The organism is Paenibacillus sp. An7 (assembly GCF_009870785.1).
Classification (GTDB): Bacteria; Bacillota; Bacilli; order Paenibacillales; family Paenibacillaceae; genus Paenibacillus.
This window is the reverse complement of sequence record NZ_WTWX01000018.1, coordinates 37415-63627: the sequence shown is the minus strand read 5'-3', so window position 1 is coordinate 63627 and position 26213 is coordinate 37415. Positions and strand designations below refer to the sequence as shown.

Here is a 26213-nt window from a genome sequence, read left to right as displayed (position 1 = left end):
AATCCCACGTAAAACCAATATACGGACTGAGGTAGATACGGTTCTTCTAAGAACCCCATTTCTTCAGGTTAAAAATGACCAACGATTCGGTGCGGTACATACGGTTCTTCCAAAAACGAAACTTCTTCAGGTGTTAATTGAATGGAAAGGGCGGCCTCTGCATCTTCGAGATGGGATATTTTTGTCGCACCGACAATCGGAGCGGTTACCGGTTCTTTATGCAGAAGCCATGCAAGTGCGATATGAACCCGGTGAACGCCATGGTTCTCTGCGAGACTTGCTATCCGGTCTACCACCAATTGATCTTCATCTACTGTTGCATCGTATTTTTGTTTGGCCACTTCATCGGTTTCGGCACGATGTGTGGCTGCTTCCCGAGCCAATCTTCCTCCTGCGAGCGGGCTATAAGGAATGACCCCGATTTTTTCTTCCTTGCAAAGCGGCAGCATCTCTCGCTCCTCTTCGCGGTAAATAAGGTTCAAATGATTCTGCATCGACACAAATCGCGTCCAGCCGTTTTTCTCGGCTACATGTAACGCCTTCTGAAACTGCCATGCCCACATGGCAGAAGCACCGATGTAACGCGCCTTACCAGCCTTGACTACGTCGTGAAGGGCCTCCATCGTCTCTTCGATAGGTGTGTCGTAATCCCAACGATGGACTTGGTACAAATCCACGTAGTCGGTTTTCAGTCTCTTGAGACTCTTATCGATTTCGCTCATGATCGCTTTACGTGAAAGTCCAGCGCCGTTAGGTCCTTGATGCATTCGTCCATGGATTTTAGTCGCGATGACAATTTCGTCCCTGTTCGCATAATCCTTTAAAACACTTCCGACAATCTCCTCGCTTGTTCCTTCAGCATAGACATTGGCTGTATCAAAAAAATTGATTCCAATCTCCAAAGCTTTTTTAATAATGGGACGTGCCCGCTCCTCGTCAAGCACCCAACGATGATGCCCTTTCTCCGGGTCGCCAAAACCCATACATCCGAGACAAATTCGGGATACATCGAGGCCGGTATTTCCAAGTTTCATATAATCCATTTTCTTATTCCCACTTTCTTCACTTAAATAATGATTACATGGGTAACTTTATTGATGTGCATTAAGTGCTGATCTCGCCGGAGCAACCTTGACAGTCGCAGAACGGGCTCGTGAGCTGATCATTGAGCCCAGATACGGACTACCCTTGTATTTTCCATGATATACATCATCGATGAGGTTGCCGATCTGCCCATCGACCGTCTCAAAAGTGACCTCCTTCGTCATGCCAGCTACTGTGATTCGTCCCGCCTTCTGCTGTACTGCTGCCCGGTACCATCGAGAGTTCTGCCCATTGTAGGCGCGAACATATACAGAGCCTCCATCTACAACGGACCAAATCCAAGTCGGGGTACCATAGGTTACTCCATCTTCACGAAAAGGAGAAATGTGAAGATCATCGGCGTCAGCAATCCTGATCAACTCTTCTTTCGACCATGTTCCCATGAATGGTATCCTCCTTAAAACACGATATTATGCTGTCATAAATCTTTTAAAGTGTGTACCCAACTCGAATTTTATAGAGTGACTAATAATGAACATTGATTGTTTAATCAACTCTTGTTTATAATATTAAACGGATACCATATGCTTGCAACGGTCATTTCTTCACAATGTGTTCGTTACTCAACAAATTATCCTTAATTGCCGATTATTTATAAGTTGGAGGTTTTAAAAAAATGACTAAAGTGGATCGAAGAGTACTTAAATCGCAAGAAGCCATAAAGAAAGCCATACTTGAACTGATGGCAGAAAAAAACTTCGATGACATTACCATCCGGGAAATTTCCGACAGAGCGAATGTGAATCGAGGTACGATATATCTTCACTACATGGATAAATATGACTTGCTCGATAAGATTATCGAAGAACACATAAGCACACTTCGTGAAATTTGCCATTCTGCGTCTGAAATGAGTTTCCAAGAAGGGAATTATGTCTGGTTCGAATACTTCGCAGATAATCATTTATTTTTTTCAACCATGCTGAACACGAAAAGTGCAGCTCATTTTCGCAGCCGATTCCTTGATTTAGTCGTCCAAGAGTATAAGGTTGAAGTTGATGTCACCGAAGGGAAAAATCAAGGTTTAGATGGAGATGTGGTTCTTCAATTTTTTGGGGCGGCAGTCGTGGGGGCCGTGGAGTGGTGGTTCAGGAATGGAATGCCTGTGCCTCCTCGGGTCATGGCAGAACAAACGGGAATATTGTTAGATCGAAATTTTTAACCCGATTTCCCCATATGAGTCCCTGGAAAGACCGAGCAATTACTTCAACATTGGTTTTAACAATAAATCCACTGTTCTCCAGTTCATAAACCGCTCTTCATCTGATGTAATGGTGCCTGCTTTGTCATTAATGCCATCTGAGATGATGCTAAACGCATTGTAACGGAATAGGGAAGGGATGTCGTTTTTATAGGTCTGAATCTGGTTATAGGTTTGTTCAGTTGAGTCCTTATAATTGTGTGAAATAGCTTCCAAAAAATGAAGAGAGTCATATTCAAATTCCTCAAGTAGGAACGTAGTTGCTAAGACAACAAACTAATGAGGTGAATTTGAAATGGCTCAATATCAGATTAACGTAGATTCAGTATATTTAGTTAAAAACATGAGAGGTGTTAATTTAGTGGCCAGAGTTTCGTGTTTTAAATGAGGATCAAGATTTTTTTGTGGTAGCTATTTTACAGGCTAAGGTGATGATTTTTAATAAAGAACAAGTAGTTGACTACGGAGGTACAACTGAGAAATACTCACCTGAAGCGATTAAGATAGACGGAACATACTATGTATGTGGATTATATGAGTTTCGAGCTTGCAGAGGTGAGTCCGGTTTGAGATAAATAGTTTAATCAGTACTCTCAGTAATTATTTATGTATATAGATTGAACTCGTAAAATTAAGAGCCTACCACACCGGATATGTTCGGGACAGTAGAATACGATGAAACGATGAAGGATATCTCTGCACTATAAGAATACGGTCCCTACAGTTATGGCATACGGGTCTCCAGTCAGTATCGAAGACTCATACAACCTTTCCAATTATAAGAGAAAATAAGTTCTTATTTCAACACACAAAAAAAAGCCAGCTGTTAGTGCTAGCCTTTTGAAGGATCCAAAATGACGATAATTTTTATGTAAATAACTTGGACCGATTTAGAAGCATTTTTGTGACCAAGTTATCCATGAATGAAAATAAAAATCGTTTTAAACGGACGTGAGGGACCAAATTTAGTTTGTATATTGAAGAAAACCAACCTTAAGCTAGAATAATTAGAATGTACTTCCCTATTGTTGATGGCTGCATACATAGAGTGGATACACCTTAAGCATGGCTATCTACCTCACTTTGAATTACAAATGTCAAAGCAATCGTCGATAATGTATTTCCTGCAATTTCGACTACTCCTTCTTTCAAATCGGCAGCAATATTGAGCGACGATAGCAGATTTGTCCAGAATTTAACCGCTTTCGTATTTGATTTGAATATGCCTACGTCGTACCGTCCTGGGAAAAGTCTGAATATGCACATGGCAGCCTCTTTGGCAATATTCATACCTCTATATTTGGGCAGAACAAATAACTCTTGCACTGAATAGTCCACCCCTTCTGAAACATAAGGAGGGGAAGTAACCAATATAAAACCGACGAGGTTCTCATTAACTTTAATGAAATAGGGATGTAGCCGTTCATCTTGGTAATACGGCGATATGTCATCCATCTCGAATATACCGTTAGTTCCGATATCCTCCAACGAGTAAGCAGACAACTCATAAAGATAATAATTAAACATGTTTACAAAACATTCTTGGTCAGCTTCGGTTATTTTTTGAATTTTCGTGTTCATCGTTTCATCTCCTAAATATTAATATGGTTCGCCGCAAACCTTCGTAAAGCATGTCCATACTCGACAACGGTCCCTGAATTACTGAGAAGGCACCAACTTAATTAAGCGCTTTGTCCATAATGACAAAATTTTGGTTCATGGTTATTGCTAAATGAAGTATTTAAGAACACAGGCTCAGGTAAATTGATAAGCTCCAGCCCAAGCACCAACAATACATCCGACTCATGCAAGATTATTAAAGCGAAAAATAAGTTCATATCGATCGAAGGTTCCCCCCAATTCCTCCATGTAATTGCCATTCGTATATTTAGAAACCGTTTTTCTCCAAAACTTTTGTCAAACAACGTTTTGGGCTGAAGGGTTAGTAAACAGTTCCAAATTCCCTCTGAATTGTTGAAACACCATAGTTGCCGACAGTTCAGCAATCCTTTGACCTCTTAACGATCGGATTAAAAATAACTTATTTACAAAATACTCAATTCCATTATTACAGTACGGAGGGGTCGCTACTCGAATAAACCCCGCTGGTATCCCATTTACTAAATTTAAGTAGGGAAATAGGACACCAGGCGGCTTTTCCCACCAAATATTTTGAACATCATACTGCTCACTTAATGTTCTGCAGTCGTCATTCTCCTCATAGATCCCATGTGCGTTTGGAAGTCTGTCATAATGGCCGGATAGGTCATATAGGTACAACGGTAACAGGTTTTTAATCACATATGCATTATTTTTGTCCGTTAATTGTACGTCAACTTTCATTGCATTTCTCCTTTAATTGGGTATGGATTTTCTCAAAATTTTACGCAACATATTGTGAGATCACAATAGAAATATTCATTATAGCTAAACAATATTGCCTGGATGAAATACTTGGATCTTCTTTATATATTTATCTAATCGATAATCGGTCTATGCTCTTGTCCATTCCGGCAATCGGTACAAGTTTTTGTCCTTGGCTCGGGACAAGAACTTGTACCGATAAAATAAAAAAGCCGCTAAAATAGCGACTTACAATGGGACTATGTTCTGTCCCCCGACAACAATGACTTTATGGTTATCTTTTTGTAAGTTAAAGTCCATTGTTTTTTTGGAATAACGATTTGTTTTTGATTCCGTTCTTCTTACTAGAACTGTTCCTTAACTCTTCACTATTAATTTCAATGCTTGCTGTAGATCTATATCTTCTTCAATGTGTTTTGGTGTCCATTTTATATATACATGAGGCTGAATTCCCTTTCCATGTATGGGGTCTATTTCTGTTTTCAGCTGAAGTCTTGATATTGGATAACATAGGGAGAACTGCTTGTCCCACTGGACACACACGATGTCACTATAATCGTTTAATCCCATAGTGGCACGTCCTACTATGGTTACTTTGGATGATTCTTTACTGGTTTCAACAAATTCTTCTGCCGCACTTGCACAGTAATAGTCAGATAAAATGATTACTTTTTCTAGGTTGTCTTCCCCCTCGAAATTGTTTTCCAAATCTGCAATATATTCCGAAAAATCAAAAGCAACAAATCCTTGATTTCGATATGTTTTAAATTGGTTTTCACCGTACTCTATCATTTTCAGAGTTTCTTCATTATTTGTTGAACTTCGAACTTTCTCGGCCTGCTCTAAAAAGAGTTCCACATTTCGGTCAGAACAATTAAATTCTCGGACTTTAAGAGGAGAAATTGGCTTCTCTCCTTTTTTAAAGATATATCTCAATAGAGAAGAAGAAGCATGAGAATTCCCTCCCCTATTATTCCGAACATCAACAATCATATTTTTACTTTTAAGCAGGTCATCTTTATGTTCTTCTATTAAATTCACTATTCTATCGGTATCTGCAAAATCAGAATACGAAGCTTTATTCAGGATTTCATCCCATTCTTCTCTCTCAGGATGAGATTCCCTAAGCATGGTATGGTGCAGTTTTCTTATCGAAGAAATGGATTCTCCATCGATAGAAACAATTCTTGTCCCTTTCTCAAATCGATCCTCCTCCTTCGTCTCAGTTACATATAAAGTGTCTTCGTAATTCCTTACCGTAAAACCACAAGTTTTTACTTCTACTTTTTCTGAATTATGTAAGTTAAAGTACATATGACGATCTTTGAAACTAAGAAGGTATTCATTCACAAGTTCAGTAAACCGTTGGGGCGTAATAATTCCACTTGTTTCAAGATCCTCTATTTTCTTCTTGAAATAATCAGGATGATCCCAACCTATTTTCTCATCATAACCCGCATAATCCTGATGCATAATAGAAACAACTTCAGCAAATATATTTGAGTACTTCAATTGACGTCCCCCTTCGAATCTCTATATTACTAACCCCCAATCAGTTGATATGGTTGGAGGTTGTTTTGAATATGTGTTGTAGGTATTCCTTATCCGACTTAATATAACTTAATATCTTTTCGGCACATTCTGCTGGAGGAAAGTATTCGCGAGATGTTTGAAATGTCCTGCCAGTCCGTTCAATGAGCTGCCGATTGGTGAGTTCTCCTTCCTGTGTAGATCTCTCCCCCTCATAGAAAGAAATCAATACAGCAAAAAGACACTGATATTCTATCCATCAGTGTCTCTTTCGTTTATAGCAGTTTAATTAGTTCTTCTAACTCATCAACCAGTACTTTTGCTAATTCAAAATTAGTATCTTTTAAAGCCAATTCTATTTTCATTTCAATTGATTTTTTCTTTTGTTCCATTTCTAGATAGTCTTTATTAAAATGACTCGTATAAATCATCTGTCTAAATTCTTGCATACTCATTTTACTAATCGTCTTATCTTCAATGATTAGAACGTAGTCCATCCCGTTTACAACAGAATAGAAATCATGAGAAATCATAAGGATCGCACCTTTGTAGTCTTGGATGGCTTTCTCTAGTGCGATTTGTGTATAGGTGTCTAAAAGACTTGTCGGTTCATCAAGAAGCAGTACGTTTGCTTTACTGGCAGAAACCTTGGCTAACTGAAGCATGTTTTTCTCTCCACCAGATAAAGACCCTATCTTTTGATCAAGGATTTCTCCTTCAAAGCCATAGTTTGCAATATACGATCTAATCTCATCATAAGTGCTAAACCCAGCATCGATGAACTCATCTAGTATGGTATTCGAATCCGTTAGCATCTCGCCTTGAACCTGAGATAAATAAGCTGCGGTAACATCCGCATTTATTTCAATTGAATCATGACGATTCTTAAAGATTTCTCGAAGTAACGTCGTTTTCCCGGTACCGTTTGGACCGATAATGGCTACTTTATCTGTAGATTTAATCTCAAAGCTAACATTGTCTAACAGCAGCTCATCAAAGGCAACACGATAATTACTGACATTTATAACCGTAGTGTCTTCCATCTCATAATCCGTATCAAAACGAATATTCGGCTGCTTAATATCAACAAAGGGTGCTTTAATTCTACGAGCTTCCAATCTCTCTTGGAACCGGACCCTCGCTTTTAACGCTCTCCCTCTAGATGCTTCTGAATTAATAGTGGCGATCGCTCTAAGATTATCAATGATGTTATCGTATCTATTAATTTCTTCTTGTTCAGCAACTGCGATTTCTTGCAGTTCTATTTTTGTTTGAAGTAATGAGAAATTGTACTCAATATATCGACCATCAAACTCCTGGATCTCCATGTCTTCAAGGTGAATGATTTTATTGAAACAATGATTTAATAGATATCGGTTGTGTGTTACAACAAGCAACATGCCCTTATGGGAATTAATCAAATTTTTAAGCGCATTTAGGTTTTCAAAATCTAAAAATACATCGGGTTCGTCCATTATCATTAAATCTGGACTACTCAGCATTTCCTTCATCACTTGAATTAGTTTGAATTCCCCACCGCTTATGTCAGACACCTTAAGGTCTTTTAGCTTCATCAGGTTTGCTAGATTTAAATTCTTATTAATATTGCTTTCAAAATTATCCCCGTCCATTGAATCAAATGCGTCTAAGGCCGCTTGATACTTTTCAAGTAACGGTTCAATATCTAGTGATGTTTCCATTTCCGTACATATAGAAGCTATTTCATTTTGTATTTTAATAAATTCTTCTCCTATATATTCAAAAACGGTGGTTTCTTTCGATTGGTCTACTTGTGAGAACTGACTTACATACCCAATGCTGCATGTGGGATCTATCTCTAGCTTGCCCTCGAACAAATGTCGTTCCGGATCCATCAGTATATCGATCAGCGTACTTTTTCCACTGCCGCTGGTTCCTATAAATGCACAATGTTGTGCCTCTTCAAGCGTAAATGAGATGTTTTTATACAGTTCTTTCTGGGGGAATGAGAAGGATAAGTTATCAACTTTTATCATCATGTACCTTTCTTTACAACGAAAATGGTGTCTATTATTAATTGTTTTGCCAAACACAGACTTTTAGAGTAACACTGTTTACTACCAAGTACAATTCATTTTTAACGCTTACCGATGCTATGAAACGCTCTGTCATTATCATGAGTCATACTACTTATGATGGCTTCAAGTATTTTTATACCTGTAGAATCTACCATCGCTCCTTGAGAAGGCTCTTTTTTAGTAATCCATTTCTTTAGTTGAGACAAATAATAATCAATAAGAGAATTCGAGAAAAATGAATAATTGGATAGCAATACAACTCCTGTACGATGTTCCTTACTGAAAGCTAGATAGCTATTAAAACCAGCGGTAGCCCCGTTATGCCACAGGATTCGCTGATCTAGTATTTTATCCTCAGCCCAGCCAAAATAAAGGTTTGAATTTCCAATCGATATAGGGAGATGACTCTTTTGTAGTGTAGAGGCTACCGGATTGTTCTCATTTAGATTGGCTTGAACAAATAAACAGAGATCGCTAACCGATGACTTAATCCCCCCAGCTCCCTCATGTATAGAGAGATCATCCCAATGAGGGACTCTTTTCCCACTTGAAGCATGTCCATTCAAAAACCTGCCATTTTGTTCTGAATCAAGAATAACGGCTGTCTTATTCATCTTTAATGGACTTGTTATGTATTTTTTTAACAGTTCGTCATACGTATGACCTGACACCTTACATAGAATGTTTCCAAGTATAGCCGCACCGATATTGGAATATCCAAAAGAACCGATGTGATCAGTGAAGTCTGCAGTAGATAAAAAAGCAGTTAAATCTTCCTCGGTATACGTTGAATAAGGATTTGATCTGTTTTTAGATAAAATGTGGTTTGTTGCTAACACAGGTAATCCTGAGGTATGAGTAGCAAGGTTTTTCAAAGTAATCTTATTTAAATAATCGTTATTGGCATTTGGCACGTACTTACCAACGATGTCATCCGAGGAAAGAAATTTTTCCCGTTCCAATTCTAATAAGAGTATCGATGTAAAAACTTTAGTAATGGAGGCGATTTCAAACAACCTATGTTCAGGGGGGATCGTATTTTTCTTTTTATTATTACAAAACGAGTAGTATTCAACATCTTCCTCCCTAATCATTCCGATAACAAGTTGTAAATGTTTCTTATCTTTCGTGTAATCTGAAACTAAACTATGTATATTCTTCATTGTAAAAGTACTCCTTTTCGATTTATGAGGCTTTCATTACTCGAATGTCGAAACCTGTGTTATTAAGACGGTTTTGAGCAGATACATGATGTATTCGTTCCCCTGTCCTATCCTTCCTGTCTGCTAGCTTAGTTTAACGAACGTAATCGATTAGAAACGTGCCACCGGTAATGGGAGATACAATAAAAAAAAGCCGCTAGGATAGCGACTTAAGATTTTTCCCTTTATTTTAATTTCCTTTTGAATTCATTTGGATAACCATTATTTCATCCTTATTTGCAGTCGTCTGAGTGTCTGTATTCACATTCATAGCGGCAACCTCTTCTATACCCGCAGGAATGAGTACAGGAGTAATCGTAGACAGACCAGCTTCTGAGATGTAATCCATATCGAATTCAAGCAGTAATTGTCCTTCTTTTATTGGATCACCCGTCTGAACATGAGTTGTAAACCCCGATCCTTTAAGTGAAACCGTATCAATCCCTACATGAATCAAGAGCTGTACACCACTCTCATGCTCTAATATTAGTGCATGTTTACTTTTATTCATCAGATGTGCAACAACGCCGTCAAAAGGAGCATATACTTTACCTTCCGCAGGCTCAATGGCATATCCCTCTCCCATATGTTTCTCAGCAAAAGCTGGATCTGGGACAGATTCAAGCGGTATCGTCTTCCCAGTAATAGGGGATGGGATTCTTAGAGTGTGTCCATCTTCTTTTTTCTGAGCATTTTTTTCTGATCTAATCGGTGCATTTGATGTATTTGATACATTTGATGCAGTAACACTACTAGCCTTTGTTGCTTTATGAACCTGTTCTTTGCTTTGCACACCTTCCGAGATTGCCTCGATCTTCTCATCTTTGTAACCGAACAGATAGGTTAGTATGAAAGCAATAGCCATCGCAACAACGTTACATAAAATGTACATAAACAGCTGATTGTTTAAATAAAGCAAAGTTCCGGGAATTACGGTGATCGCCATTCCTGTTCCTGCTAAACCGAATAGGGATGCCATAAAACCGCCTACGGCTCCGCCAATCAGTGCCATAACAAATGGCTTCATATATCGTAAATTCACACCAAAAATGGCGGGTTCCGATATGCCTAGAAAAGAGGAGAACGATGAAGGAAGTGCGAGTGCTTTTAGCTTCGCATTCTTTGTTTTTAATCCGACTGCAAGACATGCCGCGCCTTGAGCAGCCATAGAACAAGTAACAATCGCGTTAAATGGATTCGAACCGGTCTTCTCCAGTAGCTGGATTTCTAAAAAATTGAATATATGATGCACACCGGTTACTACGATGATCTGATTGAAGAAACCGATAATGAGTCCTGATATTCCTAAAGGAAGATCTAATAAGAACATGGTTCCGTGCAAGACCCAATCTTCGACCGTATGGAACACAGGTCCAATCGCGAACAATCCAAGCGTGATGATGACAAGCAGTGTAATAAACGGGGTTACAATGAGATCAATGGATTCGGGTACCCGTTTTCGTAAGAATTTCTCGAATTTAGCTCCAAGAAAACCTACAAAAAATGCAGGAAGAACAGATCCTTGATATCCCACGATCGGAATGAATCCAAACATGTAAAGCGCCTCTTCAGATCCATTAGCAACATTGTAGGCATTCGGAAGAGCCGGATTTACTAGCATCAGACCAAGTACGATCCCAAGTACCGGACTTCCGCCAAATACACGGAACGCAGACCAGGCTACAAGGGCGGGTAAAAAGGCAAATGCGGTATCTGTCAGTATCTCAGTAAAAAGCAAGAAATTTGGAGAGATATCAGCAGCCGTTATTCCAAACAGCGCCAGAACTTGCTCTTGAGTAAGCAGCCCGCGTAAACCCATGAATAAACCGGTTGCAACGAGTACAGGAATAATCGGGACGAAAACATCGCCAAATGTTCTTATGGCTCTTTGAAATACGTTTCCTTCTTTCTTCCCTTGCTTCTTCACTTCTTGTTTCGTCGTACCTTTAATTCCAAGCTGTTCAACCTCATCGAAGATCCGATTAACGGTACCGGTTCCAAAAATGATTTGAAATTGTCCTGCGTTAAAGAATGCTCCTTTTACCTTATCGATATTTTCCACACGTGCTTGATCGATAAGCTCCTTATCGTGGACCATTATACGCAGACGGGTAGCACAATGGGCAAATGAAGCAATATTCTCTTTGCCGCCAGTGGCCTCAATCACCTGTTTCGCTATTTCACGATTCTCAGACATGTAACACCGCTCCTTTTTTACTGGATGACTATAAACCTTTCACTTCAGCTCCTTGCTGTTAACCAATATGATCGCTATCAAATGAACCTTGCATAGAACATATCACCAAATCAACAGATCAACAGATCCAAGATGTAATCTCTTAACGTTAAATCCTCCAAAGCGATGCTTCCAGTGAAACGACTCCTCCGCTTGAGAAAAAGCGAATTTCCGTACTGTCCTCGCTAGGAAAAATTCGACTTGTGAAAACTTCCTCTCCATCGTTAACAAAGACTTCAACAGAGGAGGTATCTACAAACAGTTGGAATTTGATCTTGTCTGCTTCTAATCGGCAGCGCCGTACATTTCCGTAGGCTGACTCGATAGGCTCACCGGACATAGAGCGATCCAGTATCACTTTCTTGTGCAGATGATCATAACACAAGACTGTTTTTTCATTTTTTCCCGCTCGGAACTCAACGCCAAACTGCTGTGCATTCTCATTCGTAAATTCACAGATGAGTTCATAAGTAGTGCCAGTAAAATTCGGGAATGTTTTGGTTTCATCTCTAAGTAAGTCCTTAATCTCTGACTGTTCTTTGCGCAGCTGTTCTAATTCGCGGACCGGACACTGAATGATTTTGTCTTCTTTAAGGGTCAATTCCCTTGGCAGAGTTAAGCAATTTGCCCAGCCCTGATTGTCTGTTGGGTAATTTGATTCGGGAATTCCCATCCATCCAACTAAAATCCGGCGGCCATCTGGCGCTTTGGTTGTCTGCTGTGCGTAAAAGTCAAATCCTCGGTCCAGTTCTTGAAAGGGACCATGGTCGAATAGTCTAGTTGACACATCAAGTTTCTCTCCAATGAGGTAACCTGATTGATAAATATTGTTGAAAGCATCTTCCTTAGGACTAAGACCTTGAGGTGAAAATAAGAATATGCCCTGATCGTCCATTTCAAAATAATCCGGACACTCCCACATATACCCGAAATGATCTAATTTAGTAACCATCTCTCCTTCAAATGTCCATTCGATTAAATCAGGAGAACGATAGATTACTGCGCATCCCGTCATGTTTGTTCGCTGTGCACCGATTACACAATAATATGAACCCTCACTCCCCCATACCTTGGGGTCTCTGAAATGCTCGGTGTACCCATCTGGTACCGAATTAATGACAGGACTACTTCTTTTGATAATATTCCCCTCTGTATCCATTACAGCTAAATTTTGATACGGATGTCTTACCCAATTCTCATCACGAGAGTTCCCAGTGTACATAAGATAAAGCTTGTCATCTTTTACAATACCGCTGCCGGAATAAGCACCATGGGAATCGTAGGGTCCTCCAGGTTCTATTCCTATACCAACATTCTCCCAGTGGGCCAAATCCCTCGATTTTGTATGATACCAATATTTCATCCCATGATAGGTTCCGAGAGGAAACCATTGATAGAATAAGTGATACTCTCCCTGATAGAAGGTAAAACCATTGGGATCATTAAGAAGACCCGTAGGCGGCTGAATATGAAATAACTGCCTCCATGGTGAATTCTTAACAAGAGCAGTAAGGCTCTTTAGTTCTCCGGGATAAGCTTGTTCAAGCTTTCTGTACTTTTCTTCTCTTGTTATTTCCATCTTATAAATCTCCACCTAATGATTTGAATAAGTTCTAGTGGAACCGGTTCCAAAACAGATTATAAAAAAGGGAGTGGAACCGGTTCCGAAAGATTTAAAAAATAAGTTTCATAATTCGTTCTTGAGAAAGAAAAAATCATGAAACCGCTTTTTTAGAATTATAAAGCAGAAAATTATTGTTTGTCAACGCTCTCTCGATCAAGTAATACAAAATCCATCATCGTAACATCCTCAATTTCTTCCTCTCGCACCAGTCTTACAATATTGTGGGCAGCGCGCTTTCCTGCCTCTTTATATTGAAATTGTACTGTAGTTAAGGCCGGATGAACAATCTCAGTGACATCATAACCTCCAAATCCTGTGACGGATAAATCCCGAGGGATATCGATCTGTCTTACACTCGCAGCTTTCATAACACCAAGGGCAATGTTATCCGTAGCACAAACAATAATAGAAGGATCATATTCCTCTAAAATATGAGCCGCGGTCACCATAGCTTCCGTCATTTTAAATCCTGTTTCATAATACTGCACATAACAAGAACTATCTTCCAAGCTTTTTTTAAATCCTTCTTTTCTCCGGACGCCAACGGAAATATCTTTTTCGGTCACCCCTAAATATGCAATTCGGCGGTGTCCTTTTTCAAGAATATGACGTCCGATCATATAACCTGCCTTATAATCATCATGTATCAAGCTGTGCAGATCAGGATGCTGCTGGCCAACAAGCAGTACGGGAACCCCGCACTCTTTTATCGCTGTCAGATGTTCATCCTTCACCTCGGCTGCAAGCAAAATGATTCCGGAAACCTTCTGCCTTGCAAAATTATAGATTGCCTCGATTTCTCTCTCAAAATCCTGACTCGTATTGGAGATTAACATATGATAGTTAACGTTTCGCAATTCTTCATCGATGCCTATTAACGTTTGTGAGGAGGCAAAGGAGTCCAATCTTGGCACTACCGTTCCAATAATATTTGTTTTTCTGGCCTTCAAGCTTTGTGCAAAGGTATTCGGAACATAATGATGCTCCTTAATAACATGTTCGATTTTTCTGCGCGTATTTTCGCTCACTGACCCCCCGTTCAAATAACGTGATACTGTACTCTTCGCTACGCCAGCAATCGAGGCTATATCTGAAATGGTTTTGTTCATTCATTATCCCTTCTTTTACCTATGAATCTGCTATGAATACATAGAAATGATGATAACAGTATACTTGCTTTTTCTAAGGTATGCGATCCCTTGCTATCTCCACAGCTGAAAATAAGTAACCGTTCAGTTAGCTTCCAAAGAAGCATACCCTACATTTACTTTAAAACCTAAAATATAGTAATATACCGATATCATGTTAGTTAAGGGGTGAACACTATACTAAAAAGTAAATCCCTGATCCTTTTTATATTTGGTTGTTTTGTCCTAATCATGGGAGGTTGCAGCTTTATGTCTGATTCACACGAAGATACTCAAGCTGTTACCAAAGCTATGGAAGCAGGAAAAACATACTTTAAAGAAAAATATGATCTCAACGTAGAATTTACACATCACAAGTTTAATCCCCCTGATCTCGGGACGGACGTAGGGCTTTATGGACATTTGACAGACGATACGAATACAGAAGTGTTTATCCTTATGAACTATGAGACTCTTGAAGTCCTCACTGCGGGAGTTCCTAAAGAATTAATTGAAAAGCAGGAAAGTTGAGGAGCCTGTTTCTGGGCTCTTTTTCTTATATTCCTCCAAAAAAATCGAGAAATTAGTCACCCTATTTTCTGTAATTGAATGTGACTCAATTGATAGGTTGAATGCTACCTTGTTTCATTTGTTTATGTAGTACACCTGTCATTAAAAACCACTGGGTCCCCCAAAGGGAACGGACTTTTCGTTGTTATGCGGATAGACTGTTCTATTTTTCCCTTCTTTTTTAGCTGCATAGAGCAAGGAATCCACTTCCCTGAAAAACTGTGATTTGTCCATACCATGAACGTACCCAGAGAGCCCGATGCTGACCGTGACCCGGCGATTTTCCATTTCGAGGTGATTGAGCAGGCAGATCGATTCCCGAGCACGTTCACAGATCTCGAAGGCTTGCTCTAACGTTTTTTCAGGAAAGATAATGGCGAATTCTTCTCCCCCATAGCGAGCGATAATCTCATCCGAAGTTAGCGACTGCTGCAGAATGCCGGCTACTCTCTTCAAGATGATATCTCCGACCGCATGCCCGTATGTATCATTGATAGATTTAAAATTATCAATATCGATCACCGCCATTTGGAGAGGCACTCTGTTCGTGTCGCAATGTTCTATCAAATGATCCAGATATTCTTGAAAGGTCCTGTGGTTATATAGATCTGTCAATGCGTCAGTTTTAGATAACCGTTCCATAATGGTGTTATTAATTAGTAAGTCACGTTCCGAGCGCGAAGTCCTAACCAGTCTTTCCAGCAAGTCATTACCTCTGTGAAGTAATTGGATCAGGATTAAATATTCCCCAGTCAGTATATAAAACAGGGCGAACCGTTCAAATATTGTCATATGAGTCCAAATTAATGGAAACAAGATATATAAAATTGCGAGCTCAGCGATAACCATCAAAAAAGCGAATGTTAAGTATTTTTTAGTAAAGTGAAAGGCTGCGACTAACATGGGAATCATCATGACATATTGTATGCCAATCACTCTCATATTGCCGTAAATCAGAACTGCACCAATCAGGGTACCCGTTAAGATGGTAAGTATGGGGAAAGATTTCCTATAGTACCTCTCCATTAGTTCATTCACTGTGACAAGAGTGACTTGCACGCTGGTAGGAATCAACATTTTATAAATTAAGTAATGCTGCACGCTTTCTGGTTCAAGTTTCATTTTAATAATAAGGGCAACAATCTCAGCTACTAAGGAAATCAAGACCACAATCCAATAGCCGTTTAGAATCTTTCTCTGCCATTTTCCTACATCATCAAACAGTCCTTGTTCATTTATCAACGAGTTCCCATCCAATCATCTGTGTTCTCAACATCAAATATACCATTCTTTCCTAGGTATGGTGGTTACTTTAATAGAGTTTCTTATATAACTCATATTAAAATCCTTTTTTTAAGTGCGAGTTAGAAGATGAGAATGTTGTTATAAAAGTTTGTTACTTAAATGGGGTTACTTACTTGTTGTACGTTATATACCTCTCTGTAAAGCACATCTTTCACCTGTTCAAACTGGGATGCTGTTAATTTCTCTGGATAGCTCATAATGCGCAAAGGTAATCCGGGTATTTCTTCCCGCAGAGGCGGTTGAACATATTTATACTCACCTAAGCGAAATCCAAGACGTTCATAGAATCGAACTCTTCTTCTTTGTAAGTCACTCTTAGGGTCCTCGACTTCCAAGACGATTGGAAAAGTAGACTGCCGCATAAATCGGTTCATTAATTGTTTCCCTATTCCTCCTCCCCGAATCGATGGAGAAACAGCAATATTTTCTACGTATCTAAAATCTGCAAACTCCCATCCTGCAAGAAATGCAATAACTTCGCCTTGCTTATTCTCTTCTGTAAGAAGTTGATAACGTGGATCGGACAGTAATTTTCTTTGATTTTTATAATCGCGATACTCACTCTCAGGAAAAGATGCTTTCATTAGGTCAAATACTTGATCGAATTTCTCTTGTTGTGTCAAAACATTTCACTCCAGCTACATGGTGTATTATGATATATCAAACTTGCATAAATCACACTACACCCTGGTATAATACGAAGGTCAAGATTTATGAGCGAGAAATGTAGAGAGGTAGAAGTAAATTGAAAGAGTATTATAAGATCAACGAAATATCAAAGTTATACGGAATAGGTGCCGATTCTTTACGATATTATGAAAAGATAGGTGTGTTGGTCCCTCGCCGTGACACGAACGGATATAGACTTTATGGACTTAAAGACATATACAAGTTAAACATGATTCGGGATCTCCGCCAATTGGATTTTACTATGCAGCAAATAAAAGATTATTTAGACCATCAAAGTATCGAAAACACTCTCAATATACTACATAAAGAAAAAGATCTAGTTAGTGAACAGTTACGTAGCCTTCAGACAAAACAAAGGATGATTCAGGAAAGAATACATGTACTAACTACAGCGATGCAAATGACAACTGGTGAATTCACGATCAAGTCATTTCCCGAACGACATTGTTTACATCTGAATACCCGTATTACGCGGGATGAAGAAATGGATTTTGCTATTAAAAAGCTGCACAAAAAGCATGAAAGCAAAATTCGTGATTTCGGTAATCAACTCTTTGGAGCATCTGTATCGATTGAAGACCTATATAAGGGTGAGAAAGATGTATTTAACGCTGTCTTTTTTATTCTTGAGTCTGATGAACCAGAATATGATTTTGTTCTTCCTGCCGGCGAATACCTCTCGCTGTACTACCGAGGAGATTATCGTCAGAGCTCAGATCGAATACTCGATGTTCTAAATTTTGCAAAAGAAAAAGGGTACCTGATATCAGGTGACCCTTTTGAAATATATGAAATTGATAATAGAGATACAATGAATAGAGAAGAATTTTTAACAGAAATTCAGGTAAGAATTTTGATGTAAAAGTCTCGATCTCAGGTGTGATTTAGGACAATGTCTTAAGCGCTTCAGCAGTGAAAGGAACTAAATCATCTAGTCGTCCTTCTCGAATTTTAGTCGCCCACTCAGGATCTACTAACAAGGCTCTACCGATTGCAACAAGATCAAATTCATCATTTTCCAATTTCTGAATTAAACCTTCGATGCCTACGTTACTAGCACCTTTACCTTCTTTGAATAGTGAAATAAAATCACCATCTAAGCCAATCGAGCCAACAGTAATCGTTGGTTTTCCCGTAATTTGTTTAACCCAACCTGCAAGGTTCAAATCGGATCCTTCGAATTCAGGCTCCCAGAATCGGCGAGTAGAGCAATGGAAAATATCCACCCCTGCTTCAACTAGCGGTGTGAGGAATTGTTTTAACTCGTCAGGCGTCTTAGCTAGTTTAGCGGTGAAGTCCGATTCCTTCCACTGCGAAATACGCAGTATAATCGTAAAATCAGGGCCTACTGCATCACGGCAAGCTTTCACAACTTCTTCAGCAAAACGCGTGCGCGAAACCAGGCTGCCGCCATAGCGATCAGTGCGTTCATTCGTTTTCTCCCAGAAGAACTGGTCAACCAAATAGCCATGTGCCCCATGGATTTCGATGCCGTCAAACCCTATGCGTTTTGCATTAGAAGCTGCCTCAGCAAAAGCATTCACGATCTCAACCACTTCAGATTCAGTATAATCGTTAACGTTTTTTCTAGCGCCCATGTGCCAGATTTGAGGAATGATTTTTCCGCCTGCTTCATGCACTTCCGAAACTACGTTTGCCCAGCCCTCTAATGCTTCCTCACCATAAATGAAAGGAATATTTTCTTGATAAGATGAATCCGCATGATCCACAATCGTACCTTCTGTCACAATTAGACCAACGTTATTCTCTGCTCTTCGGCGGTAATATGCAGCTACTTCTGGCCCAGGGATCCCATTAGGAGATAGATTTCGCGTCATTGGTGCCATCACGATCCGATTAGCTAGTGTAAGATTTCCTAAAGTATATGGACGGAATAAAGGTTCTACAGATTCAGAATAAGACATTTCATTGACCTCCGATTGAATATAGTTACTAGTAATGCTATGTAAAAAGATGAGATAGATGAATGCAACCACTTATCTTTCTATTTATATACATGCACATGCATATAATTTAAAGGATTAGCTATGGTTTGTCAAGGAAGGGCAAAACAACTTTCACTATAAAATGGTTATAAACCTGTCATGAAAAGAAAACAAAAAAGAGCCGACTTCCGGGTTGGAAATCGGCCTCTTGAACTTTAAAGTGTGACGATGATTGGACCATTTTTAGTAAGGATAATCGTATGTTCAATTTGAGCTACATAGCTTCTTTCTGTAGCAAAGGTCCATCCATCATCTTTTTGATATACTTCTTCTTCTAAGGTTGAGATAAATGGTTCAAATGCGATAACCATCCCTTCTTTTAATAGCTCATCATCCGTCGTATCGTTGTAATTATATATATGGTCAGGTGCTTCATGGATCGCACGCCCTACCCCATGTCCTGTAAGGTTTTTGACGACCGTTAAATCATGCTGTTTTGCGGTTAGAAATACTGCTTTTCCAATTCCGCTCTTTTTGGAGCCAGGTTTTGCTTTTTTCAGACCTGCTTCAAATGCTTTTTTGGCAACCTCACATATTTTAGTCAGCACTTCATCCCCTTCGCCAACTACAAATGAGATGCCTGTATCTGCGAAATAACCGTTCTTTGAGCCGGATACATCTACATTTACGATATCCCCTTCACGAATAACCCGATCTCCCGGAATTCCATGTGCCACCTCTTTATTGACACTAATGCAAGTATAGCCAGGGAAATCATATTCACTTTTTGGAGCTGAAACTGCGCCTTCTTTCTCAAAAAGCTCTCCGGCTATATCGTCAAGTTCTTTTGTTGTAACGCCGGGAACTGTTCTTTTTACCAATTCATCTCGAATGGAAGCCACAATTCTGCCAATTTCTTTTAAACCTTGAAAGTCTTCTTCTGTTTTTGCAATCATTTCGTGTACTCACTTTCCTTTATCATCGATTAAACCTATATTAAGGATTAGATTATCATATCCAAAGGAGCGAATCTTAGCAACTTTTTATCTATTACCAATTGGATTCTAGTATAATCATGTACAGGCGGCCAACTATTCCCACTGGCTGACGTTCAGCAGAGTAAATACATAATGAATAATAAATCAAATCAGAGGAGGAATTTCGGACCATGAAACATGTGCAGGACACAACAACACTTTATAATGGAGTTAAAATGCCTTGGCTGGGTTTGGGTGTATTTAAGGTTAAGGATGGAGAAGAAGTTGTTGAAGCCGTCAAAACGGCCATTCAGGCAGGTTATCGCAGTATCGACACAGCGAAAGCATATAACAACGAAACAGGTGTAGCTCAAGGTATTCGTGAATCCGGAATTGCCCGCGAGGATCTGTTCATTACTACCAAAGTGTGGAATGGGGACCAAGGTTACGAATCCACGCTGGCAGCTTTTGAAGCAAGCATGGAACGACTGGACCTCGAATATCTAGATCTTTATCTGATTCACTGGCCTGTCAAAGGCAAGTACAAGGATACATGGAGAGCACTGGAAAAACTCCATAAGGAAGGACGCATTCGCGCCATTGGGGTGAGTAACTTCCAAATCCACCATCTAGAAAACCTGATGACAGACAGCACGATTAAACCTGCGGTTAATCAGGTAGAACTACATCCTTTCCTAACCCAAACGGAGCTTCGGGAATATTGCAGCAAACATCAGATCCAGATTGAAGCCTGGTCACCACTGGGTCAGGGACATTTGCTTGAGCACCCGCTTCTTCAGGACATCGCTGCTAAGTATAGCAAATCGCCAGCACAGGTTATTCTGCGTTGGGATCTGCAAAATGGTATAGTGACCATACCTAAATCCGTTACACCACAGCGTATTCGCGAAAATGCGGACCTTTTTGATTTTGAGCTTACCGCGGAAGATATCGAGCGTATTAATCAACTCAACGAGAATAAGCGTTTTGGTTCTGATCCGGACAACTTTAACTTTTAGTCAATCATACCCAAATAATAATCAAGCTAAAATACATCATAAAAATCCCGGTCCGGATGCACACGCATCTGATCGGGATTTTGCATGTTCATTATGCGTATAATACCAGCAGCGATTGCCCCAAGTGGTATCCATAAGCAGCATGAGCATTTTCTTCATTTTCCTGAGTTTTCCCCGTTACCGCTCAATTCCAATTCAACCGGACTACTTATGTCCCCCTTCTGCTCCGAAACCTGTAATTTGATTATCTCATCTCGGTTAGAGATGGCAGGTAAACTCACTTCATAAGCCTTCAATTGGATACAATACCTTCTCCACGATCAAATGAAATATCATATGGATATATTCCTCGTTAAAAATAACCTTTCTAGCTATAAATAGATTGGTCTGTCTAAAATGATAGCAATACCTACTGAAAAGTGAATTCTCGCTCATCATACCAATACGTTATGGTATAGGATTGAGTTTCTTTACCATGTAAGATTAATATTTTGTTGTTGTTAGTTTTACTGGTCAGAGTCATAAAGTAAGCATCCCTTCCCGTATACTCTCTATATGTACTTCAATTTCATAAAGAAACAGTAGAATAGTTTCATCTACGGCAGATTCGATAACAACAAATTAAGCTTCATGACCATTTACTCACGTAATCACTGACTTCAGCTCTAAATAACTTCCAATTTACTCCTTACTATTTCTTTTCAAACAGACGTAGCAGAAAGGATGGGATTTCTTGATTGAATTCAGGGGTGTACAAAAGCATTATGGCCATTTTCATGTTCTCAAAGATATTCATCTTCACATTGAAGAAGGAGAGGTTGTTGTCATTATCGGCCCTTCCGGCTCTGGCAAAAGCACATTGCTCCGCTGCATCAATCGTTTGGAGACAATTACCGAAGGTGAACTTGTCGTCAGTGGTATCCCTTTACATCAGAAAAAGGTGGACATCAACCTCTTCCGCCGTGACATCGGCATGGTATTTCAACACTTCAATCTCTATCCTCACAAAAAAGTCATCGATAACATAACCCTTGCACCCATGAAGGTGCGTAAACAGTCCAAAGAGCAGGCAGTCTCCACGGCGATGAAATATTTGAGCCGGGTAGGCATTGCCGATAAGGCAGACAGTTACCCCTCCCAGTTGTCCGGCGGACAACAGCAACGTGTAGCCATAGCAAGAGGTCTTGCTATGGAGCCGAAAATCATGCTTTTTGATGAACCCACCTCTGCACTGGATCCTGAAATGATTGGGGAAGTTCTGGATGTTATGCGTTCTCTTGCCCACAATGGGATGACGATGGTTGTTGTAACCCATGAGATGGGATTTGCTCGCGAGGTCGCAGACCGAGTTATCTTTATGGATGAAGGCCGAATTGTAGAAGAAGCCTCAGCTAATGAATTTTTCGACAACCCAAGAGAAGAACGGGCTAGGCAATTCTTAAGTCGTCTGATTCACCACTGAGAATAATCCATTCTGAAAGGGGTTTTTACCAAATGAAAAATGTATTGAAGTGGCCGTCATTTATGTTTGTTTTAATCCTATCCCTTGTATTGTCCGGTTGCAGCACGAGCGGTGGCTCTGATGGAAGTACCGAAGCCAAAGGCACAATTGAACAAATAAAAGAGAGAGGCAAGCTTATAGCCGGCGTTAAATACGATACCAAATTATTCGGTTTGAAAGACCCCGCAAGCGGCGAAGTCGAAGGATTCGATATTGATATTGCCAAAGCACTCGCCAAACAAATTCTTGGAGACGAAACGAAGGTGGAATTGAAGGAAGTAACGTCCAAAACGCGAATTCCCATGCTGCAAAATGGCGACATTGATCTCATCATTGCTACGATGACGATTACGGATGAACGCAAGGAACAAGTGGATTTTAGCGATGTTTATTTTGAAGCAGGCCAGTCTTTGCTTGTAAAAAATGACAGCACGATTACGGGCCTTGAGAGTCTCAGCGGTGTGAAGGTACTTGCTGTCAAAGGTTCAACTTCTGCGCAAAACATTCGCGAAAAAGCCCCGAGTGCTGAAGTGCTCGAATACGACAATTATCAGGATGCCTTCACTGCTCTCAAAGCAGGTAAAGGCGAAGCTCTAACGACAGATAACATCATCCTGATCGGTATGCAGCAGACGGATAACAACTACAAGCTGGTTGGCGGCAATTTTACGAGTGAACCTTACGGCATAGCAATTCGTAAAGGCGATACTGCCTTTGTCAAAGAAGTGAACAGCCTGCTTAAAAACATGAAGGACAGCGGCGAGTATGATACATTGCATGAGAAATGGCTGGGCACAAAGCCCGAGTAACCCCGATTAATGATGGTTAAAACGGTGACTTCTCCTGCATGATGCATGCATGGACAGGACGTTAGTCACCGTTTCTACCTCTCTAGAACGGAGGCTTCGCTAACATGGGCAAATTGGACTTCAGTGTATTAATTAAACACTCGGATCGATTCCTGGAAGGGTTTCTGAATACCATTCAGGTAAGCATCATGGCCTTGATTGGCAGCTTTATTCTTGGCGCCATCATAGCCATCTTTCGGATATCCCCCGTTAAACCGCTCAACTGGATCGGAACGGCTTTTGTGGAGTTTATCCGTAACATCCCTTTGCTGCTCGTCGTGTTTTTCTTCTATCTTGGGTTACCGACCCTCGGCATTTCACTGGATGGATTTATCTCGGGTACACTTGGTCTGACCATCTATACGGCTGCTTTTATTGCCGAAGCAATCCGGGCGGGTATTCAGACGATCCCTCGGGGACAGTTAGAGGCCGCGAGATCTTCTGGTCTGTCCTATGTACAGGCTATGAACCAGATCGTTTTGCCGCAAGCGATCAAGATTGTATTGCCCTCCATTGGCAACCAATTTATTAATCTGGTCAAAAACTCCTCCATCCTAGCGGTCGTAGCTGGCATGGATCTGATGTATTTTGCCGATCTGATCAACTCAGATACGTTCCTGCCGCTGAGCGTTTACACCATTGTTGCCCTTTTCTACCTGGTGCTCACCTTGCCCCTCAGCTTCCTAGTTCACTATATGGAACGACGATTTGGTCAAAGTGATGCTGATGCCAGCCGTGCCAAAGTCAATCCGAAAAAGAACAATAAAGCGGGTCAGGTCACCATGTGAAACAGACCATCAGCCTTAACCTATTCCCGCTTACAGAAGGAGGCCGAAGATTATGGACTTTAGCGGGGCATACGCATGGCCGAACCTCCGTTTCTTGCTGCAAGGATTCCTGATCACCCTGCAAGTGGCAGGCCTATCCATTGTGTTCAGCTTTGTACTCGGTACCGTGCTCGGCACCGTTCGATATACCCGTATTCCGGTCCTGTCACAAATTGTGGCAGTGCTCGTGGATATCATCCGGAATCTGCCGCTGCTGCTGATCATTTTCTTTATTCATATTGTGCTGCCCCAGCTTGGGATTAAAATGCCCATTTTCTGGTCCACGGTTGTTGGACTGAGTCTCTTTGAAGGCGCCATGATCGCTGAGATTGTCCGCAGCGGACTTAAATCTGTCGAACGTGGTCAGGTGGAAGCTGCTCGTTCTTCTGGACTGAGTTATATGCAGACACTCATCGGTATCATCATGCCCCAGGCTCTACGGCGCATGTCGCCTCCAATGGTGAGCCAGTTTATTTCCTTGTTAAAGGATACTTCACTCGCGATTATCATCTCCCTGCCCGAGCTGATGCACAATGTGCAGATTCTCGGGGGTCAGAGCTTTGACTATGTCATTCCTGCCCTGCTGCTCGCAGCCGTACTATACTTCGTCATTAACTACACGCTGTCCATCGTGGCACGGCGGCTTGAAGCACGAATGACTTAATACAGCCCAAAGAAGACTCCAGCTCCACTTCTACAGTGGCTTTGGAGTCTTCTTTGGATTTTATTTTGATTAACTATAGTGTCCCAATCGTTACAGCTATTTTATGAAAAACGATGGATTGAAAAAGGAGAAATATCTTGTTCCGTCTTACCTGATATAATCAATTCACTTAAAATTTGTCCAACAACACTGCTAAATTTAAAGCCATGACCAGAGAAGCCGGATGCAATCGCAATATTTGAATAGTTGGGATGTAAATCGATAATGAAATCTTCATCAGGTGTCACTGTATACATGCAGGTTTTACCATACTTTAATTGTTGTGTAGAAGGCATGTAGTGTTTTAAAAATTGTTTTAAATCTGTCGCGTCTTTCTCTAACTCATCAAATTCTGGGATGGCTTCATCTGGATTCATTGTTTCTCCTCCATCATGGCGGCCTACTTTTAATCCGGCTCCATCAATGTTTGGAAAACCATAATACATTCCTTCAGATGTCTCAAATGAGAAAGCCGGATATTTTTGATTATTATATATATCTTCCTTGTCATCAAACCATGCAAATGTTTTTCTAACTGGATTTAGAGGGAGATCTAGGCCCAGCATGGAAAGAAGATTTCCTGACCAAGCACCAGCTGAAACCACTAATGCATCAGCACTAAAAGTATGATCATCCGTTTTAATGGTAACTCTTTCATCATGTATTAATATTTCTTTCACTTTACTATTCGTTATGATGTCAGCTCCGTTTTGCTCTGCAAGTTCTCGATATGCTTCAATGCATTCCTCGCATTTCAGCACTCCTGATGTTGGTTCAAAGCATCCAATATAATTGTCAGGTAAAGTAAAACCTGGCCAGCGTTCATTTACTTCAATTGAATCTAGAATCTCCAGTTTCAATGAATAAGTTTTAGAACTCGAGATGATATTTTGAATAAAATCCGATTTTTCGTAACCTGCGTTTAGAACACCGGTCGGGAGAAATAGTTGTTTTCCTGTCACTTCTTCTAAGTCATTCCACAATTCCTGTGCCTTAAGTGCAAGCGGAACGTATTTAACACCTTCGCCATACGCATGCCGAATGATTCTTGTATCTCCGTGATGACTTCCTCTATTATGAGGGGGGTTAAAGGAATCGACTAATAACGTCCTTTTTCCACTCTGTGCTAAAAAATAACCTGCAGCCATTCCCATCGAACCTGCTCCAATTACGATTACGTCATAATGCATTGTAGGTTAAACCCTCCTTGAAGTAGATATCTTCTTATGTACTAAGTATTGCTACAGCGTCTCCTATATTGCTAATGATCCTGACACAAATGTATATATTGTCATTTCCTTAGGAAGAGGCTTGTCTCATCATTACAATGATTATAAATCTAGCCAATAGATGTATAGTATTTCGATTTTATCACATATTTG

Annotated in this window: 23 protein-coding genes and 1 pseudogene; 8 read left to right on the top strand and 16 right to left on the bottom strand. The window is 40.3% G+C overall.

Features of this window, described 5'->3' with window-relative positions; genetic code table 11:
- Positions 1-68 precede the first annotated feature (68 nt).
- Both GQY27_RS16870 and GQY27_RS16865 read right to left on the bottom strand, forming a co-directional pair.
- On the bottom strand, positions 69-1043 hold the full coding sequence (locus GQY27_RS16870) for an aldo/keto reductase (RefSeq protein WP_160036424.1): 975 nt from the start codon (positions 1041-1043) through the stop codon (positions 69-71).
- 48 nt (positions 1044-1091) lie between these two features.
- Complete coding sequence (locus GQY27_RS16865; protein WP_160036423.1) at positions 1092-1487, bottom strand: DUF2255 family protein; 396 nt, start codon at positions 1485-1487, stop codon at positions 1092-1094.
- A 233-nt stretch (positions 1488-1720) separates the two neighbouring features.
- On the opposite strand from GQY27_RS16865, the gene GQY27_RS16860 reads away from it, so the two are divergent.
- Positions 1721-2266, top strand: a complete 546-nt coding sequence (locus GQY27_RS16860; protein WP_160036422.1) for a TetR/AcrR family transcriptional regulator — start codon at positions 1721-1723, stop codon at positions 2264-2266.
- 66 nt (positions 2267-2332) lie between these two features.
- Here GQY27_RS16860 and GQY27_RS16855 read toward each other — a convergent pair.
- From GQY27_RS16855 to GQY27_RS16815, 9 genes and pseudogenes are all read right to left on the bottom strand, one after another.
- Positions 2333-2485: pseudogene (locus GQY27_RS16855) on the bottom strand (type I restriction endonuclease); the annotation flags it as partial.
- 879 nt (positions 2486-3364) lie between these two features.
- Positions 3365-3886 carry a GNAT family N-acetyltransferase gene (locus tag GQY27_RS16850; RefSeq protein ID WP_160036421.1) on the bottom strand — a complete coding sequence of 174 codons (522 nt, stop codon included), beginning with the start codon at positions 3884-3886 and terminating at the stop codon, positions 3365-3367.
- A 336-nt stretch (positions 3887-4222) separates the two neighbouring features.
- Positions 4223-4648: a hypothetical protein gene (locus GQY27_RS16845; RefSeq protein ID WP_236570638.1), complete on the bottom strand. Its 426-nt coding sequence runs from the start codon at positions 4646-4648 to the stop codon at positions 4223-4225.
- A gap of 378 nt (positions 4649-5026) precedes the next feature.
- Positions 5027-6181: a S41 family peptidase gene (locus tag GQY27_RS16840; RefSeq protein WP_160036420.1), complete on the bottom strand. Its 1155-nt coding sequence runs from the start codon at positions 6179-6181 to the stop codon at positions 5027-5029.
- A gap of 293 nt (positions 6182-6474) precedes the next feature.
- On the bottom strand, positions 6475-8214 hold the full coding sequence (locus GQY27_RS16835) for an ABC-F family ATP-binding cassette domain-containing protein (RefSeq protein WP_160036441.1): 1740 nt from the start codon (positions 8212-8214) through the stop codon (positions 6475-6477).
- A gap of 101 nt (positions 8215-8315) precedes the next feature.
- On the bottom strand, positions 8316-9419 hold the full coding sequence (locus GQY27_RS16830; RefSeq protein WP_160036419.1) for a serine hydrolase domain-containing protein: 1104 nt from the start codon (positions 9417-9419) through the stop codon (positions 8316-8318).
- A 229-nt stretch (positions 9420-9648) separates the two neighbouring features.
- Positions 9649-11655, bottom strand: coding sequence for a sucrose-specific PTS transporter subunit IIBC (locus GQY27_RS16825; RefSeq protein WP_160036418.1), 2007 nt, complete (start codon positions 11653-11655; stop codon positions 9649-9651).
- 148 nt (positions 11656-11803) lie between these two features.
- The gene (locus tag GQY27_RS16820; protein WP_160036417.1) at positions 11804-13273 is read right to left on the bottom strand and encodes a glycoside hydrolase family 32 protein; all 1470 of its coding nucleotides are present in this window, start codon (positions 13271-13273) and stop codon (positions 11804-11806) included.
- A 173-nt stretch (positions 13274-13446) separates the two neighbouring features.
- On the bottom strand, positions 13447-14427 hold the full coding sequence (locus tag GQY27_RS16815; RefSeq protein ID WP_160036416.1) for a LacI family DNA-binding transcriptional regulator: 981 nt from the start codon (positions 14425-14427) through the stop codon (positions 13447-13449).
- A 288-nt stretch (positions 14428-14715) separates the two neighbouring features.
- Here GQY27_RS16815 and GQY27_RS16810 point away from each other — a divergent pair, with 288 nt between their 5' ends.
- Positions 14716-14976 carry a hypothetical protein gene (locus GQY27_RS16810; RefSeq protein ID WP_160036415.1) on the top strand — a complete coding sequence of 87 codons (261 nt, stop codon included), beginning with the start codon at positions 14716-14718 and terminating at the stop codon, positions 14974-14976.
- A gap of 141 nt (positions 14977-15117) precedes the next feature.
- Here the strand turns inward: GQY27_RS16810 and GQY27_RS16805 are convergent, their stop codons facing one another.
- Complete coding sequence (locus GQY27_RS16805; RefSeq protein WP_160036414.1) at positions 15118-16257, bottom strand: GGDEF domain-containing protein; 1140 nt, start codon at positions 16255-16257, stop codon at positions 15118-15120.
- A gap of 158 nt (positions 16258-16415) precedes the next feature.
- The gene (locus GQY27_RS16800) at positions 16416-16943 is read right to left on the bottom strand and encodes a GNAT family N-acetyltransferase (protein WP_236570637.1); all 528 of its coding nucleotides are present in this window, start codon (positions 16941-16943) and stop codon (positions 16416-16418) included.
- A gap of 122 nt (positions 16944-17065) precedes the next feature.
- Between GQY27_RS16800 and GQY27_RS16795 the strand changes: the two genes are divergently transcribed.
- On the top strand, positions 17066-17872 hold the full coding sequence (locus tag GQY27_RS16795; protein WP_160036413.1) for a MerR family transcriptional regulator: 807 nt from the start codon (positions 17066-17068) through the stop codon (positions 17870-17872).
- A gap of 22 nt (positions 17873-17894) precedes the next feature.
- Here GQY27_RS16795 and GQY27_RS16790 read toward each other — a convergent pair whose 3' ends face one another.
- Both GQY27_RS16790 and map read right to left on the bottom strand, forming a co-directional pair.
- Positions 17895-18935 (bottom strand): NADH:flavin oxidoreductase, encoded by a 1041-nt coding sequence (locus GQY27_RS16790; RefSeq protein ID WP_160036412.1) that lies wholly within the window; start codon positions 18933-18935, stop codon positions 17895-17897.
- A 236-nt stretch (positions 18936-19171) separates the two neighbouring features.
- On the bottom strand, positions 19172-19912 hold the full coding sequence (gene map, locus GQY27_RS16785; protein ID WP_160036411.1) for a type I methionyl aminopeptidase: 741 nt from the start codon (positions 19910-19912) through the stop codon (positions 19172-19174).
- Positions 19913-20124: 212 nt separating this feature from the next.
- Here map and GQY27_RS16780 point away from each other — a divergent pair, with 212 nt between their 5' ends.
- The 5 genes from GQY27_RS16780 to GQY27_RS16760 all read left to right on the top strand — a co-directional run bounded on the left by GQY27_RS16780 (position 20125) and on the right by GQY27_RS16760 (position 24792).
- A complete protein-coding gene (locus GQY27_RS16780; RefSeq protein WP_160036410.1) occupies positions 20125-20952 on the top strand; it encodes an aldo/keto reductase in 828 nt (275 codons plus the stop codon).
- Between the two features lie 733 nt (positions 20953-21685).
- On the top strand, positions 21686-22414 hold the full coding sequence (locus GQY27_RS16775) for an amino acid ABC transporter ATP-binding protein (protein WP_160036409.1): 729 nt from the start codon (positions 21686-21688) through the stop codon (positions 22412-22414).
- Positions 22415-22446: 32 nt separating this feature from the next.
- The gene (locus GQY27_RS16770) at positions 22447-23262 is read left to right on the top strand and encodes an ABC transporter substrate-binding protein (protein WP_160036408.1); all 816 of its coding nucleotides are present in this window, start codon (positions 22447-22449) and stop codon (positions 23260-23262) included.
- 104 nt (positions 23263-23366) lie between these two features.
- Positions 23367-24089, top strand: coding sequence for an amino acid ABC transporter permease (locus tag GQY27_RS16765; RefSeq protein ID WP_160036407.1), 723 nt, complete (start codon positions 23367-23369; stop codon positions 24087-24089).
- A gap of 52 nt (positions 24090-24141) precedes the next feature.
- The gene (locus tag GQY27_RS16760) at positions 24142-24792 is read left to right on the top strand and encodes an amino acid ABC transporter permease (protein ID WP_160036406.1); all 651 of its coding nucleotides are present in this window, start codon (positions 24142-24144) and stop codon (positions 24790-24792) included.
- Between the two features lie 101 nt (positions 24793-24893).
- Here GQY27_RS16760 and solA read toward each other — a convergent pair whose 3' ends face one another.
- Complete coding sequence (gene solA / locus GQY27_RS16755; protein ID WP_160036405.1) at positions 24894-26021, bottom strand: N-methyl-L-tryptophan oxidase; 1128 nt, start codon at positions 26019-26021, stop codon at positions 24894-24896.
- Positions 26022-26213: the final 192 nt, after the last annotated feature.

Bases quoted from the DNA above. Each gene is read 5' to 3' on its own strand.
- GQY27_RS16845 (WP_236570638.1), bottom strand. From the start codon at position 4,648: ATGAAAGTTGACGTACAATTAACGGACAAAAATAATGCATATGTGATT.
- GQY27_RS16835 (WP_160036441.1), bottom strand. From the start codon at position 8,214: ATGATAAAAGTTGATAACTTATCCTTCTCATTCCCCCAGAAAGAACTG.
- GQY27_RS16790 (WP_160036412.1), bottom strand. From the start codon at position 18,935: ATGTCTTATTCTGAATCTGTAGAACCTTTATTCCGTCCATATACTTTA.
- GQY27_RS16820 (WP_160036417.1), bottom strand. From the start codon at position 13,273: ATGGAAATAACAAGAGAAGAAAAGTACAGAAAGCTTGAACAAGCTTAT.
- GQY27_RS16870 (WP_160036424.1), bottom strand. From the start codon at position 1,043: ATGGATTATATGAAACTTGGAAATACCGGCCTCGATGTATCCCGAATT.
- GQY27_RS16765 (WP_160036407.1), top strand. From the start codon at position 23,367: ATGGGCAAATTGGACTTCAGTGTATTAATTAAACACTCGGATCGATTC.
- map (WP_160036411.1), bottom strand. From the start codon at position 19,912: ATGATTGCAAAAACAGAAGAAGACTTTCAAGGTTTAAAAGAAATTGGC.
- GQY27_RS16770 (WP_160036408.1), top strand. From the start codon at position 22,447: ATGAAAAATGTATTGAAGTGGCCGTCATTTATGTTTGTTTTAATCCTA.
- GQY27_RS16760 (WP_160036406.1), top strand. From the start codon at position 24,142: ATGGACTTTAGCGGGGCATACGCATGGCCGAACCTCCGTTTCTTGCTG.
- GQY27_RS16830 (WP_160036419.1), bottom strand. From the start codon at position 9,419: ATGAAGAATATACATAGTTTAGTTTCAGATTACACGAAAGATAAGAAA.
- GQY27_RS16850 (WP_160036421.1), bottom strand. From the start codon at position 3,886: ATGAACACGAAAATTCAAAAAATAACCGAAGCTGACCAAGAATGTTTT.
- solA (WP_160036405.1), bottom strand. From the start codon at position 26,021: ATGCATTATGACGTAATCGTAATTGGAGCAGGTTCGATGGGAATGGCT.
- GQY27_RS16825 (WP_160036418.1), bottom strand. From the start codon at position 11,655: ATGTCTGAGAATCGTGAAATAGCGAAACAGGTGATTGAGGCCACTGGC.
- GQY27_RS16810 (WP_160036415.1), top strand. From the start codon at position 14,716: ATGTCTGATTCACACGAAGATACTCAAGCTGTTACCAAAGCTATGGAA.
- GQY27_RS16860 (WP_160036422.1), top strand. From the start codon at position 1,721: ATGACTAAAGTGGATCGAAGAGTACTTAAATCGCAAGAAGCCATAAAG.
- GQY27_RS16780 (WP_160036410.1), top strand. From the start codon at position 20,125: ATGAAACATGTGCAGGACACAACAACACTTTATAATGGAGTTAAAATG.
- GQY27_RS16815 (WP_160036416.1), bottom strand. From the start codon at position 14,427: ATGAACAAAACCATTTCAGATATAGCCTCGATTGCTGGCGTAGCGAAG.
- GQY27_RS16865 (WP_160036423.1), bottom strand. From the start codon at position 1,487: ATGGGAACATGGTCGAAAGAAGAGTTGATCAGGATTGCTGACGCCGAT.